The sequence below is a fragment of the Nioella nitratireducens genome, assembly GCF_001879715.1.
Lineage (GTDB): Bacteria > Pseudomonadota > Alphaproteobacteria > Rhodobacterales > Rhodobacteraceae > Nioella > Nioella nitratireducens.
Genome location: NZ_MNBW01000003.1, coordinates 103645 through 117089, shown reverse-complemented (window position 1 = coordinate 117089; position 13445 = coordinate 103645). Strand labels below are relative to the sequence as shown.

14 protein-coding genes are annotated in these 13445 nt (G+C 63.1%); 6 read left to right on the top strand and 8 right to left on the bottom strand.

Annotation, left to right across the window (positions count from 1 at the left end; genetic code table 11):
* Window positions 1-112 precede the first annotated feature (112 nt).
* The 6 genes from yidC to BKY27_RS03500 all read left to right on the top strand — a co-directional run bounded on the left by yidC (window position 113) and on the right by BKY27_RS03500 (window position 5480).
* Entirely contained in the window at window positions 113-1945 is a 1833-nt protein-coding gene (yidC, locus tag BKY27_RS03525; RefSeq protein ID WP_071673066.1) for a membrane protein insertase YidC, read from the top strand.
* Window positions 1945-2682: an MOSC domain-containing protein gene (locus BKY27_RS03520; protein WP_071673065.1), complete on the top strand. Its 738-nt coding sequence runs from the start codon at window positions 1945-1947 to the stop codon at window positions 2680-2682. Before yidC ends, BKY27_RS03520 begins: the two co-directional genes overlap by 1 nt.
* Before the next feature lie 2 nt (window positions 2683-2684).
* Complete coding sequence (yihA, locus tag BKY27_RS03515) at window positions 2685-3338, top strand: ribosome biogenesis GTP-binding protein YihA/YsxC (RefSeq protein ID WP_071673064.1); 654 nt, start codon at window positions 2685-2687, stop codon at window positions 3336-3338.
* An 82-nt stretch (window positions 3339-3420) separates the two neighbouring features.
* The gene (gene argB, locus BKY27_RS03510; protein WP_071673063.1) at window positions 3421-4287 is read left to right on the top strand and encodes an acetylglutamate kinase; all 867 of its coding nucleotides are present in this window, start codon (window positions 3421-3423) and stop codon (window positions 4285-4287) included.
* A gap of 39 nt (window positions 4288-4326) precedes the next feature.
* Window positions 4327-4971 (top strand): ferredoxin, encoded by a 645-nt coding sequence (locus BKY27_RS03505; RefSeq protein ID WP_071673198.1) that lies wholly within the window; start codon window positions 4327-4329, stop codon window positions 4969-4971.
* Window positions 4968-5480, top strand: coding sequence for a SixA phosphatase family protein (locus BKY27_RS03500; RefSeq protein ID WP_071673062.1), 513 nt, complete (start codon window positions 4968-4970; stop codon window positions 5478-5480). The genes BKY27_RS03505 and BKY27_RS03500 overlap by 4 nt, the downstream gene beginning before the upstream one ends.
* Window positions 5481-5551: 71 nt before the next feature.
* On the opposite strand, the gene BKY27_RS03495 is transcribed toward BKY27_RS03500, so the two are convergent.
* From BKY27_RS03495 to crcB, 8 genes are all read right to left on the bottom strand, one after another.
* Complete coding sequence (locus BKY27_RS03495; RefSeq protein WP_071673061.1) at window positions 5552-6352, bottom strand: amino acid ABC transporter ATP-binding protein; 801 nt, start codon at window positions 6350-6352, stop codon at window positions 5552-5554.
* 12 nt (window positions 6353-6364) lie between these two features.
* Window positions 6365-7669, bottom strand: coding sequence for an amino acid ABC transporter permease (locus BKY27_RS03490; RefSeq protein WP_071673060.1), 1305 nt, complete (start codon window positions 7667-7669; stop codon window positions 6365-6367).
* A 1-nt stretch (window position 7670) separates the two neighbouring features.
* Window positions 7671-9209, bottom strand: a complete 1539-nt coding sequence (locus BKY27_RS03485) for an amino acid ABC transporter permease (protein ID WP_071673059.1) — start codon at window positions 9207-9209, stop codon at window positions 7671-7673.
* Between the two features lie 149 nt (window positions 9210-9358).
* On the bottom strand, window positions 9359-10375 hold the full coding sequence (locus BKY27_RS03480) for an amino acid ABC transporter substrate-binding protein (RefSeq protein ID WP_071673058.1): 1017 nt from the start codon (window positions 10373-10375) through the stop codon (window positions 9359-9361).
* 234 nt (window positions 10376-10609) lie between these two features.
* Window positions 10610-11323 (bottom strand): ATP12 family chaperone protein, encoded by a 714-nt coding sequence (locus BKY27_RS03475; RefSeq protein WP_071673057.1) that lies wholly within the window; start codon window positions 11321-11323, stop codon window positions 10610-10612.
* Window positions 11320-12003, bottom strand: a complete 684-nt coding sequence (locus BKY27_RS03470; RefSeq protein WP_071673056.1) for an HAD-IA family hydrolase — start codon at window positions 12001-12003, stop codon at window positions 11320-11322. Before BKY27_RS03470 ends, BKY27_RS03475 begins: the two co-directional genes overlap by 4 nt.
* Window positions 12000-13049, bottom strand: coding sequence for an RluA family pseudouridine synthase (locus BKY27_RS03465; RefSeq protein ID WP_071673055.1), 1050 nt, complete (start codon window positions 13047-13049; stop codon window positions 12000-12002). The genes BKY27_RS03470 and BKY27_RS03465 overlap by 4 nt, the downstream gene beginning before the upstream one ends.
* Entirely contained in the window at window positions 13046-13426 is a 381-nt protein-coding gene (crcB, locus tag BKY27_RS03460) for a fluoride efflux transporter CrcB (RefSeq protein WP_071673054.1), read from the bottom strand. The genes BKY27_RS03465 and crcB overlap by 4 nt, the downstream gene beginning before the upstream one ends.
* Window positions 13427-13445: the final 19 nt, after the last annotated feature.

Genomic DNA, 13445 nt, shown 5'->3' with positions numbered 1-13445 from the left:
GGAATCGAGGCCAATCCGCGCGGGTTTCGGGGCCTTACGGGAAAACCGCTTGACCTTTCCAGCCTCAGTCTGTTGAACCTCCGTGACTTCAATAAAGGTTGGACACGCGGGCATGGACGACAAGAACCAGAACAGGAACCTCATCCTCGCGATGGCGTTGAGCATGGGCGTCATCCTCATTTGGTCGGTCTTGTTTCCACCGGCGACCCCTCCGGTCGATCCCAACCCTACCGATCCTGCCGCCGTCGCCACCACCGACTCTGCCGGCAATGATGTCACGCTGACCCCGCCAAGCGTCGACAGCACCGCGACGGCGACCGCCGCCAACGCCCCTGCCGCCCAACCGGTCGCCGAAACGGAGCGTCTGGAAATCAACACGCCCTCGCTCAGCGGCTCTATCGCCTTGACCGGTGGCCGACTCGACGACCTGATGCTGCGGGACTACCGCGAAACGCTTGCGCCGGATTCCGAGCCGGTCCGCCTGTTCACCCCGTCGGGGGAAGAGGGCGCCTATTACGCGCTCTATGGCTGGACGCCGGCCGGTACACTTGACTACGAACAGGTTCCCGGCCCCGAAACCCCGTGGACCATCGAAATTGGTGACGTTCTGACCGCCGACAGCCCTGTCACCTTGCGGTGGGACAACGGCAGTGGCCTGATCTTCCGCCGCACCGTGTCGGTGGACGAAGATTACCTCTTCACCATCAGCCAGTCGGTGGAAAACACCGGCGAGTCCGAGGTCCGACTTGCCCCCTATGGCATCGTGACCCGCCACGGCCTGCCGTCGGACCTGCAAAACTTCTTCGTGATCCACGAAGGCGTGGTGCAGGTCAGCGACGGCACGCTGAACGATGTCAAATACGACCAGATGCCCGATTTCGACTATATCGACCGCGAAGCGGCCAATGCCGAGATCACGGAAGTGACGGGGTCGGGCTGGATCGGCTTTACCTCGAAATACTGGCTGGCGGCGCTGGTGCCCCAGTCCGGGCAGCCCTTTACCGCCGTTTCGCGCTACATCGAATCGCAGGACATCTACCAAACGCAGGCCCGCCTTCCCGCCGTGACCGTGGCGCCCGGCGAAACCAGCGAGAGCACGACGCGCCTGTTCGCGGGGGCCAAGGAATGGGAAACCCTGCGCCGCTATCAAGACGAAGAAGGCATCGACCGTTTCGTCGATGCGATCGACTGGGGCTGGTTCTTCTTCCTGACCAAGCCGATCTTCTGGGTGCTGCACCATGTCCACGCCCTGATCGGCAACATGGGCATCTCGATCATCCTGCTGACCCTGTTCCTCAAGGCGCTGCTGTTCCCGCTGGCCTATCGCTCTTACGTGTCGATGGCCAAGATGAAAGAGCTGCAACCGAAGATGGAAGAGCTCAAGGAACGCGCGGGCGACGACAAGCAAAAGCTTCAGACCGCGATGATGGAGCTTTACAAGCGCGAGAAGGTGAACCCCGCCTCCGGCTGTTTGCCGATCCTGTTGCAGATCCCGATCTTCTTCTCGCTTTACAAGGTGATCGCCAACGCCAGCGAAATGCGCCATGCGCCGTTCTTTGGCTGGCTGACCGACCTGTCGGCGCCCGACCCCTCGTCGATCTACAACCTGTTCGGCCTGTTCCCGTGGGACGCGCCGATGGCCGGGACCACCATGGCGACCATTTTCATCGGCGTGCTGCCCATCCTGCTGGGGATCTCGATGTTCCTTCAGCAAAAGCTGAACCCGGCCCCGGCCGATCCGACACAGGCGATGATCTTCTCGTACATGCCGTGGATCTTCATGTTCATGCTGGGGCATTTCGCCAGCGGTCTGCTGGTTTACTGGATCACCAACAACACGGTGACCTTCACCCAGCAATACATTATCATGCGCAGCCACGGGCACCGTCCGGATGTGTTCGGAAACATCCTGTCCACCTTCAAGCGCAAGAAAAAGTCCGAGTGATGACGGCCACGGTCACCCAGCTCTGGCGTCATCCGATCAAGAGCCATGGCCGAGAGGCCCTGCCCCATGCCCGCCTTACGGCGGGCATGACCTTTCCATGGGATCGGGTCTGGGCGGTTGCGCATGACGCGGCCAGGACAGATGGCACAAGCTGGGCCCCTTGCGTAAACTTCTCGATCGGCACCAAGCTGCCGGGCCTGACGGCCATCAACGCAAGGCTTGACGAGGCGACCGAGACGCTCACCCTCAGCCATCCCGACCTGCCCGACCTGACCTTTCGCCCCGACGACGCCCCGCAAGCGCTGATCGACTGGACGCGGCCTCTGATGGCCCCCGACCGGGCGGTGTCGCAACGCATCGTGCGGGTTCCGGGCCGCGGGATGACGGATACCGACTACCCCTCGGTCAGCCTTGGCAACCTTGCCTCGCACCGGGTGGTGGAACAACGGATCGGCCGCTCTCTGTCACCGAAACGCTGGCGGTCGAATATCTGGCTCGACGGATTGGCCCCGTGGGAAGAGATCGACCTGGTCGGCAAGACCCTGCGGATCGGCAGCGCCGAGATTGCTATTCGTGAACCCGTGGTGCGCTGCATGGCCACCGCGGCCAACCCCGATACCGGAAAACGCGACGCGGATACGCTGAGCGTTCTGAATGAAAACCGCGAATTCTGCGTCTATGGCGAGGTCGTGACCTCGGGCGATATCGCGGTTGGCGACACGGCAGAGGTGCTTTGACAATGGAAATCCGCTTCCCCCTTGCAGAGAAACCGGATGAGCAGACCGCCGAACAGGGCCGGTTGCTGTTTGCTGCGGGCTCTGACTTTCTCAAAGGCGTCGTCGCCATGGACGGAATGCCACCGGGCGACCGTGTCGAGGTTTGCTTCGCAGGCCGCTCGAACGTGGGCAAATCGACCCTGATCAACGCGGTAACGGGGCGCAAGGCGCTGGCCCGCGCCTCGAACACACCGGGCCGCACGCAGGAAATCAACTTCTTCACCATCGCCGACAGCCACTATCTGGTCGACCTGCCCGGCTATGGCTTTGCCAATGCGCCCGTCCATGTCGTGGAAAAGTGGCAGCGGTTGCTAAAGGCCTACCTCTCGGGCCGCGCGAACCTGCGCCGCGCCTTCGTGTTGATCGACAGCCGTCACGGCGCAAAGGCCGTCGATGAAGAGATCATGGACCTGCTCGACAAATCCGCCGTGCCGTTTCAGGTGGTGATGACCAAGGCCGACAAGATCAAGCAGGCCGAGATGGGGAAAATCCTGGCGCAGGTGCGCGGCGCCCTTGCCAAACACCCCGCCGCCTACCCCGAGATCGTGGCAACCTCGTCCGAAAAAGGCGTGGGCATTGCCACTCTGCGCGCGATCATTGCCGGGATTGCCGGGTAAACGCGCCTGCACCCGGCCGCCTCACTCCCACTTGAGCGCCTGCCCCGGTAAGGCTAACAAGGCGTGACGATAGGGCAGAGCGATGAAGAAACAAGTGACCATGACCTCCCGCGACTACGCCGCCACCGCCCGCACGCTGTCCGAGGCGCTGCCCTATATGCAGCGCTACACGGATTCGATCGTGGTGATAAAATTCGGCGGTCACGCCATGGGCGATGACGACGCCATGGCGAGCTTTGCCCGCGATGTCGTGCTGATGCAGCAAGTGGGCGCGAACCCGGTGATCGTTCATGGCGGCGGCCCGATGATCAACGAAATGCTCGGCAAGCTTGGGGTGAAATCCGACTTCGTGAACGGCAAGCGCGTGACCGACGCCGCCACCGTGGACGTGGTGGAAATGGTCCTCTCTGGCATGGTCAACAAGCGCATCGTGCAGGCGATCAACGCGCAGGGCGGCAAGGCGGTGGGCCTGTCCGGCAAGGACGCCAACCTGATGATCTGCGACCCGGCGGACCCAGCGCTCGGCTTTGTCGGGGAACCGGCGGAAATGGACCCCAGCGTTCTGTTCAACCTGTTCGAGGATAACATGATCCCCGTCATCGCGCCCTTGGGCGCGGGCCGCGCGGGTGAAACCTTCAACGTCAATGGCGACACCGCCGCCGGGGCCATCGCGGCGGCGCTCAAGGCGGACCGGCTCTTGCTGCTGACCGATGTCGCTGGCGTCAAGAACGCGTCGGGCGAGGTGGTGACCGAACTGACCGCCACCGAGGTCGAGGCGATGACCGCCGAGGGCGTGATCGCGGGCGGCATGATTCCCAAGACCGAAACCGCGGTAAAGGCGGTACGAGGCGGGGTGCGGGCCTGCACCATCGTTGACGGGCGTGTCGCCAACGCCGTGCTGTTGGAACTCTTCACAGATCACGGCGCGGGCAGCATGATCCGGGCCTGAGGCTTGCCAAGCGGCCCAGGGCTGCGCACTGTGCCGATCATGATTTACGACACGATCCGTCAGCGCGCCGCGCGGCATCATCTGGACATTTTCGGCGCGTTTCATGCGGGCACGGATGATGGGTGCGCGCCCGGCACGCTGATCATGTTGTCGCCGCTGGAACCGGGGTTCTGGGCGCATGTGACCGCTGAACCGGAACTCACTGACGGTGCCCCCGACCCGATCGACCGCTGGTCCAGCCGAATCATCGGCGGGCTTGCCGACACGCTTGGCGGCGCAGCGCATTTTCCATTCGACGGCCCGCCCTATGCCCCCTTCATCGCATGGGCCAAGCGCACCGGGCGGGCGTGGGCCAGCCCGGTGGGAATGTTGGTGCACGACACGGCGGGGTTGATGATCTCGATCCGGGGCGCGATCTTGTTGCCAGGCCGGATCGACCTGCCCCCTGCACCCGCCGTCAGCCCATGCGCGGGCTGCGCCCAACACTGCCTGACCGCATGCCCGATTGGCGCGCTTGGGTCCGAGCCGTATGATGTGCCCGCCTGCCACGCCTACCTGGATACGCCCCAAGGGGCCGACTGCCTGACCGGCGGCTGCCTGGTGCGCCAAATCTGCCCAGTCAGCCAACGCTTTGGCCGCGATGCCGCGCAATCCGCCCATTACATGAGGCATTTCCACCGATGACCCGCACCCTGATCCTGATCCGTCACGCAAAATCCGATTGGGACGACCAGAGCCTGCCCGATCATGACCGCCCGCTCAACGCACGGGGCCGCGCCTCTGCCCCTCGGGTCGGGCACTGGTTGGCGGGCCTTGAAACAGTGCCGGACGAGGTGCTGTGTTCGACCGCGACCCGCACGCAGGAAACATGGGCGGGGATCGCCCCCTTCCTGCCATCGGCCCCGGCTCCCACCTTGCTCCGGGCGCTCTACCTCGCCGCGCCCAAGCAGATGCTGGACCAGCTCCGCTCTGCCACCGGCGCGACCCTGGCCGTGGTCGCGCACAATCCGGGCACGGCGGCCTTGGCCGGGTGGCTTGCCGCCGCCCCGGCCGCGCACCCGAAATTCTGCCACTACCCCACCGGTGCAACCTGCGTGATGCGGTTCAACATCGACGACTGGTCTGACCTGTGCCCCGACACAGGGCAGATCGTCGCCTTTGCCGTCCCGCGCGAGCTGCCCGACCCAGCCTGACCCAGCTTGACCCAATGCAAAACGCCCCGGCCTTGCGACCGGGGCGTCTGGACTGTCTATTCTCGGCCCAATCAGTGGCCGAGGATCTGGCTGAGGAACAGCTTGGTCCGCTCGGACTGCGGATTGGTAAAGAACGGTTCCGGCTCGTTCTGTTCCACGATCTGGCCCGCGTCCATGAAGATCACGCGGTTGGCGACCTGCCGCGCAAAACCCATCTCGTGGGTCACACACAGCATGGTCATGCCCTCTTCCGCCAGTTCGATCATGGTGTCGAGCACCTCTTTGATCATCTCGGGGTCGAGGGCCGACGTCGGTTCGTCGAACAGCATGATCCGGGGCCGCATGCACAGCGACCGGGCAATCGCCACACGCTGCTGCTGACCGCCCGAAAGCTGGCCGGGATACTTGTCGGCCTGTTCGGGGATCTTGACCTTGTGCAGGAAATGCATCGCCGTTTCTTCAGCTTCTCTCTTGGGCGTCTTGCGCACCCAGATCGGGGCCAACGTGCAGTTTTCAAGGATCGTCAGGTGCGGAAACAGGTTGAAGTGCTGAAAGCACATGCCAACCTCGGACCGGATCTTGTCAATGTTCTTGAGGTCGTTCGACAGTTCGGTGCCGTCCACCACGATCTTGCCCTGCTGGTGTTCTTCCAGTGCGTTGATGCACCGGATCAGCGTGGATTTGCCCGAGCCGGACGGGCCACAGATCACGATCCGTTCGCCACGATAGACGGTCAGGTCGATATCCTTGAGCACGTGGAAGGTGCCATACCACTTGTTCATACCCGAGATGTCGATGGCGACCTCGTCCGAGACCTTCATGTGCGACCGGTCGATTTGCCGGTTCTCTGCGATTGATTGAGCGTCAGTCATTGGGACGTCTCCTTAACGATGCCCGGTGTGAAGCTTGCGCTCCAACCATTGCGAATAGCGGGACATGGAAAAACAAAAGATCCAGAAGCACAGGCCGATGAAGATGAACAGCTCCCAATAGATGCCGTTCCAATCGGTCGATGCCCGAATCGAGTTTGACAGGCCGATCGGGTCCAGAAGGCCGATGAAGACCACCAGCGTCGTATCCTTGAACAGGCCGATGAAGGTGGAAACGATCCCCGGGATCGAAATCTTCAACGCCTGCGGCAGGATGATCAGCTGCATGGACTGCCAGTAGTTCAGCCCCAGACTGTCAGCGCCCTCGTATTGCCCGCGTGGCAGGGCCGCGAGGCCCCCGCGAACCACCTCGGCAATATAGGCCGAGGAGAAGAGCGTCACCATGATGATCACCCGCAGCATGATGTCGAACTGCACGCCCGGAGGCAGAAAGTAGTTCAACAGCAGCGAGGCGGTGAACAGCCACACGATCAGGGGCACGCCCCGGATGATCTCGATGAAGGCCACCGAGCATTTGTTGATGATGAACAGGTCAGACTGCCGCCCAAGCGCCAGCACGATGCCAAGCGGCAGCGACAGGACAATCCCGGACACCCCGATGACAAGCGCCAGCATGAAGCCGCCGAAATCATCGGTCTGCACCGCCTCGATGCCAACCGGAACAGCGGCATCCAGCGCCCCTGCCAGCGGCCCGGCCAGGAACAGCCAGTAGGCTACAGGCAAGAGGATCGTCAGGATCGTGGCAACCAGACTGCCAAGCGGCATCGAGGCGAATTTCATCACGGCCCAGCCAATCACGAAGCCAAGCGCCACGACGACCGGCATCCAGACAGACCCGCCCCACAGCAGCCAGAAAGCCGCGAACGGGGCAATCGCCGTAAGGATGAACAACTTGCGCGGCACGCCGTTGAACAGGATGGGCGAAATGGCCGCTCCGAACATGACCAGCGTCAGGATCGGACGCCAATACAGCTCTGGCGGGTAGAACCCGAACAACAGCTGATGCCAGCGATCCGAAAGAACCGCCCAACAGGCCACGTCACGGCCGTCTGGATACAGGGAATCCCGGATTTCCCGGCACTGGCTCAGCGAATCCGCGTTCCAGATTCCACCCAGCATCCACGGCAGCAGGTGATCCAGAACCCAGTAGATCAACAGGATCGACACGATTGTCAGGAACGCGTTCAGCCAAGACGAGAACAGGTTCTCGCGCATCCACTTCACCACCCCTTTTTCCGCAAGGGGCGGCTCCTTGGCCTCAAGCATCTGGGTGCGAACAAAAGGTTGAGAATGGTTCATCTCACCGCTCCTTCAGCTTGACGGAGGTGTTGTAGATGTTCATCACACCCGAGATCAGCAGCGACAGCACCAGATAGAACAGGCCGAGCAGCAACATGCCCTCCAGCTCTCGCCCGGTCTGGTTGATCGTGATGCCGCCAAGGGTGGATCGCACGTCCATGTAGCCAACGGCGATGGCCAGCGAACTGTTCTTGGTCAGGTTCAGGTATTGCGAGATGAGCGGTGGAATGATGACCCGCAGCGCTTGCGGCAGGATCACGAGGTTCATGGTGCGGCTCGGTTGCAAGCCCAAGGCAAAGGCCGCCTCGGTCTGGCCCCGGCTGACCGCAAGGATGCCAGCACGGACGATCTCGGCGATGAAGGCCCCGGTATAGAGCGACAGCGCAAACCACAGCGCGATAAGCGAGTTGCGAAGCTGGATGCCCCCCTCGAAGTTGAACCCGGCAAGCTGCGGGCGTTCGAACTGCAACGGACGGCCACGGTCAATCGTCTGCCCCAGCGTCACCAGATCGACACCGTCCAGAGACCCGGCCATCGTGGCCGCGACATCCGGGGGCATGACCGCCAGAACGCAATCGCCTGATTGCAGGCTTTCCTGCATCTGCGCGGCGCTGCTGACCGAGACGATGTCGGCCCGTTGCCCAATGGCGCGCAATTCCGTCGACAGGTTGACCACGGCGGTATCCGGGATCGCACAGATCGACGGGTTTCTGTTCTCTTCCACGAACTGTTCCAGCGTGGCGCCCTGTTGGCCGCCGACCCCCATGAGGGGATATTGATCGCGCGAAATCGCTGCCGAGAAGGCAAAATAGACCAGCAGCGTCGGGACAAGGAACAGGCCCAGGGACACCGGGAAGACGGGTAGGATGTCGCCGGTCGCTTCCTGACGTTTGTGCGCATAGCGCCGAAAGGCCCAGATGGCCGCCAGCGACAAGGCGAAGACGATCAGCAGCAGACCTGCCCCATCCCCCCAAACCGGCGACGGGATAAAGATCCCGCGGTTGGTGACCGCAACACTGTCGAACAGGATCATGGATGCGTCGGGGTTGTCCCCACGGAAATCGCGGGGTTGCGGTGTCGCCTCGGTCATGATCGCGAAGATCAGGATGATCCACAGCAGCAGCGGAATGTTGCGGAAGCCTTCCACATAGACCGTCATCAACCGCGCGACGATCCAGTTCTTGGACAAACGCAAGACACCGGCGATGACGCCGAGGATGGTTGCCAGTGCGCAGCCCAAGGCCGCCACAAGCATGGTGTTCAGAATACCCACCAGCGCAGCGCGGCCATGGGTGGAGTTGTTGGAATACTCGATGAGCCTTTGGTTGATGTCATAGCCCGAACGGGACCAGAGGAATCCGAAATCGAAGTCCTTTCCGAGCTGCCTCAGGTTGGACACGATGTTGTGGCCCAACCAGTAAAAGGCGAGAGCAATGAGGAGGAGCGCGACAACCTGAATGGTCATGGACCTGTATCGGGTGTCGTAGATCAATTGGCTGAGTCGAAAGGACTCAACGGGTGGTTCGGTTGTTGTTGACATGAGCTGGCAACCCCGACTGTCGCTGGAGGAGCGACCAACGGGCCACCAGCCACCCCGTTGGGGGGCGTTTTGGCCGCGTGGTCAATCTCTGGTGAGGTGCAATGGGAAGAAGGGCGCGGCCATGCCGCGCCCTCCCAAGTGCGGATATATTAGCGGAACGGGGGCGAGTAGAGCAGGCCGCCGTCAGTCCACTGCGCGTTCAGGCCGCGCGCCAGACCGATCGGGGTGTTCTCACCGATGTTACGCTCGAACAGCTCACCGTAGTTTCCGCCCGCGGAAATCGCATTCACAGCCCAGTCAGAGCTGAGGCCCATCATGCCGCCGAGGTCACCCTCGGAGCCGAGCATACGGTTGATTTCCGGGTTGTTGGTGCCGGCAGCCAGTTCGGCCACGTTGGCAGAAGTGATGCCCAGTTCCTCAGCCGCGATCAGCGCGTTGAGGGTCCAGCGAACGATATCACCCCATTCGTTGTCGCCATGGCGCACAAGCGGGCCGAGCGGCTCTTTCGAGATGATTTCCGGCAGGATCACGTGTGCCGTCGGATCTTCGAACGTGGCGCGGGTTGCGGCCAGACCGGAGGCGTCGGTGGTGTACACGTCACAGGCACCGGCAAGATACTGCTGCTGCGCTTCGGCGTTGGTTTCGATCGGAACCGGCTCGTAGCTCATGTTGTTCGAGGCGAAGAAGTCCGCCAGGTTGAGCTCGGTCGTGGTGCCGGTCTGGATACAAACGGTCGCGCCGTCCAGCTCCATGGCCGAGGAGACGCCCAGTTCGCGGGGAACCATGAAGCCCTGACCATCGTAGTAGTTGACGCCGGTGAATTCGAACCGCAGGTCAACGTCGCGGCTGAAGGTCCAGGTGGTGTTCCGGGCCAGCATGTCGATCTCACCCGATGCCAGCGCGGTAAAGCGGGTCTGGCCGGTGGTGGGCACGAAGTTCACAGCGGACGGATCGCCAAGAACGGCAGCAGCGACAGCGCGGCAAACGCCGACGTCGAAGCCGTCCCATTCGCCGTTCGCGTCCGGCGCAGCAAAGCCCACGAGCCCCGTGGTCACGCCACAGTTCAGTGCGCCGCGGGCCTGCACTTCTTCCAGAGTCGACGCAGATGCGACTCCGGCAGCGAGACCTGCCACAGCAAGCGTGCCGAGAAGAACGGATTTTTTCATGTTTACCTCTTCCTGATGGTTCGCCCTTATGGGCGTTTTTCGGCCAGTATGACCTTTGAATTGGGAGGGAACGACCCGTCACAGGTCGGTCCTCGCCCTTTAATTGGGCAAATCTGACGGGACAGGTCAAGGGTGGTGAACCAGGAAAGCCGCTCCCGGTCGGTTTACGCAGGGGCAATCAGGCGCTCTGCCTATTCCCTGCGCAACAGCGTTATCAAGGCGCTATGCTCTTCGTCACGATCCTTGCGCGAGGGTCAGAAAACGGGCCGCGTGCAAAAAGGCGTCGCGTTTTTTTTCTGCATACTCGGTCGCTTCCTCGTCCTCGCCCCATTGCGAGACCTGCCAATCCTCGTCGATTCGACTCAGGTGCCATGTCGTTTCTGGGTCGCCTTCGCCACTTGCGGCATAGAGCCCGAGAACCAGTGACCCGGACAGCGTCACCAGATCGTGCAGCGCGGTCAACGAGAAGGGCCGGAACCGGGCCACTTCTTCGCGGAACCGGGCAAGGCTGGCGTCAGAATGGGTGGCGGGCAGGATGCCGCTCACCACCTTTAGCGGCGCATCGTAACGGCTCGCGGCCCAGTCCAGAACCGGGTTCCACGCCTTGTTTTGCTGCGCAACCAGCTCGGCGGGCGACTCGGCGCGGTGACAAAGCAGGTCGGTTTCCGCATAGGCCGCCAGCATCGCGGCGACCTCGGCCTTTTGCACCATGACCTTGTCCAGCGCGGCATTGGCCGAACGGGTCACCGGCATCGACAGCGGGTCGATCACCTTGTCCTGCGCAGCCCATTCGGCGGCCACGGCCTCGGCCATGTCTCGGGTGGGCAGGGTCAGCGGGGCCTTCAACGGGGTCCGCACCGGGCGGCCATCCAGCAGCACGGCAAACCCGTCAGCCTCTGCGCCGACGGTTGCGTCGCTCCAGAACCGTTTGGCTTTCCACTCGCTCATTGCTCGCCCCACATCGCTTGCAGTGTCGGCGCCAGATCCGCGAAATCCGAGAGCACCACCCGCGCCCCGGCCTCTGCCAGATGCTCAGCGGGGTGATAACCCCAAGTCACGCCCAGCGTCGGAATCCCGGCGGATCGGCCCATTTCCATGTCAAAAACGGTGTCGCCGAGAATCACCGCATGTTCAGCATCTACGCCGGTTTCACGCAAACAGGCCTCGATCATCGAGGGGTGCGGCTTGGACGGGTGGTCGTCGGCCACCTGCACCGTCTGAAACAGCCGCGACAGCCCGTGCATCTCGATCAGGTGATTCATGCCCCGACGCGACTTGCCGGTAGCGATCCCCAGCAGCACCTCGTCCTGCCCCGCCAGCCAGTCCAGCGCCGCGCGGGCGCCGGGGTAAAGGGGCGACAGCCCGGCCCCGTTTTCCACCCGCAGCCGGGCAAAGGCATCCTTGTAGCCCTCGACCAATCGGCCTTGCAGCAGGTCATCCGCCTCGGGCGCCAGCCGGGCCACGCCAATCGGCAGGGACAAGCCGACGATGGCAAGGGTTTCCTCGCGCGTCGGCGGCAGCATCCCCTCGCCCTCGAACGCGGCGGCCATCGCGGCAAGGATATGCGCCTGACTGTCGATCAGCGTGCCATCGACATCAAAGATCACCAGCCGCAGCGGGCCGGTCATTGCAGATCCTCGTCGAACGGGTCCTCCGGCACATCGCGCTCGTGCCAACCGAGCGTGTCCCATGTCCGTTGCATATGCTCGGGCAACGGTGCGGTCAGGTTGATCCGGGCGCCGGTGAACGGATGGGTAAAGCCCAGATGCCGGGAATGCAGATGCAGCTTGCGGCTGATCTCGCCGCCCAGTTGCGCCCCCCAGCCATCGCCAAGGTTTTCCTGCCCCGAGCCGCCGTATTTGCCATCGCCGATAATCGGGTGGCCAAGCTCGGCCATGTGGGCCCGCAGTTGATGGGTTCGGCCGGTGATCGGCACCATGGCAACCCAACTGACCCGCCCGCCAAGGGCCGACAGCACCGCGTAATCGGTCGTGGCGCGCTTGGCGCCGGGGGTCTTGTCGACCTGACCGGGGTGGATGCAATGCATCTTCTCGCCCTCGCCCGCCTTGCCATGGCCCGGTGCCTTGACCAATCCAAAGCGAACGGTGCCCATGCGCGGCAGCGGCGCGCCGGCGACGGCGGCCCAATAGATCTTGCGGGTGTCGCGGGCGCGGAACGCCTCGGTCAGCTTGGCCGCCGCCGCGCGTGTCCGCGCCAGCAGCAGCACACCGGACGTATCCTTGTCCAGCCGGTGCACCAGCCGCGGCTTGTCCTCGTTGCCAAATTTCAGCGCCTCGGCCAGCCCATCGACATGCCGGGTCTGCTTGCTGCCGCCCTGCGTCGGCAGGCCGGGGGGTTTGTTCAGTGCGATGACGTGCTCGTCGCGATAGATCACCGCCGACTGGATCATCCGGGCGTCGGCGTCGGACACGACCTCGCGCGGGGTAAAGGGTTTGGGCGCCGCCTCGTCCGGCAGCGGCGGCACACGCACCTCTTGCCCTTCTTCCACGCGGGTCGCCGGTTTCACCCTTCCACCATCGACGCGGATTTCGCCCTTGCGGCACATCTTTTCGATCCGGCCCTGCCCGATATGCGGAAAACGCCGCCGAAACCACCGGTCCAGCCGTTGGTCGCCTTCCCCCGCCTCGACCATCAGGGTTTGAACACCACTCATGCGAACATCCCCCGCGCCAGCCACAGGCCCAGAAGCAGGCCGAAAATCGAACAAACGACCGAGGCGACCACGTAAAGAACCGCCGCACTCATGTCGCCCCGCTCATACAGCGTCACCGCTTCGAGGGAGAACGAGGAAAAGGTGGTGAATCCGCCAAGGAACCCCGTCATCAGCAGCGGCGACAGATGGGTCAATCCGCGATTGGCCGCGATGGTCACGAAGACACCCATCAGGAACGAGCCGAGAATGTTGACCGTGATCACGCCAAGCGGAAAGGTTCCCATCCCCACCAGACGCACCACACCCACGCCCGCCAGATAGCGCAGCGAGGCCCCCATAGCGCCGCCAAGGGCGACCTGTAAAACCGTTGCAAACATGGGCGGGGTTTGTGGCTTC

What these genes read in the sequence shown, in the direction of transcription:
- yidC (WP_071673066.1), top strand. Translation starts at nt 113, where the DNA reads ATGGACGACAAGAACCAGAACAGGAACCTCATCCTCGCGATGGCGTTG.
- BKY27_RS03520 (WP_071673065.1), top strand. Translation starts at nt 1,945, where the DNA reads ATGACGGCCACGGTCACCCAGCTCTGGCGTCATCCGATCAAGAGCCAT.
- yihA (WP_071673064.1), top strand. Translation starts at nt 2,685, where the DNA reads ATGGAAATCCGCTTCCCCCTTGCAGAGAAACCGGATGAGCAGACCGCC.
- argB (WP_071673063.1), top strand. Translation starts at nt 3,421, where the DNA reads ATGAAGAAACAAGTGACCATGACCTCCCGCGACTACGCCGCCACCGCC.
- BKY27_RS03505 (WP_071673198.1), top strand. Translation starts at nt 4,327, where the DNA reads ATGATTTACGACACGATCCGTCAGCGCGCCGCGCGGCATCATCTGGAC.
- BKY27_RS03500 (WP_071673062.1), top strand. Translation starts at nt 4,968, where the DNA reads ATGACCCGCACCCTGATCCTGATCCGTCACGCAAAATCCGATTGGGAC.
- BKY27_RS03495 (WP_071673061.1), bottom strand. Translation starts at nt 6,352, where the DNA reads ATGACTGACGCTCAATCAATCGCAGAGAACCGGCAAATCGACCGGTCG.
- BKY27_RS03490 (WP_071673060.1), bottom strand. Translation starts at nt 7,669, where the DNA reads ATGAACCATTCTCAACCTTTTGTTCGCACCCAGATGCTTGAGGCCAAG.
- BKY27_RS03485 (WP_071673059.1), bottom strand. Translation starts at nt 9,209, where the DNA reads ATGTCAACAACAACCGAACCACCCGTTGAGTCCTTTCGACTCAGCCAA.
- BKY27_RS03480 (WP_071673058.1), bottom strand. Translation starts at nt 10,375, where the DNA reads ATGAAAAAATCCGTTCTTCTCGGCACGCTTGCTGTGGCAGGTCTCGCT.
- BKY27_RS03475 (WP_071673057.1), bottom strand. Translation starts at nt 11,323, where the DNA reads ATGAGCGAGTGGAAAGCCAAACGGTTCTGGAGCGACGCAACCGTCGGC.
- BKY27_RS03470 (WP_071673056.1), bottom strand. Translation starts at nt 12,003, where the DNA reads ATGACCGGCCCGCTGCGGCTGGTGATCTTTGATGTCGATGGCACGCTG.
- BKY27_RS03465 (WP_071673055.1), bottom strand. Translation starts at nt 13,049, where the DNA reads ATGAGTGGTGTTCAAACCCTGATGGTCGAGGCGGGGGAAGGCGACCAA.
- crcB (WP_071673054.1), bottom strand. Translation starts at nt 13,426, where the DNA reads ATGTTTGCAACGGTTTTACAGGTCGCCCTTGGCGGCGCTATGGGGGCC.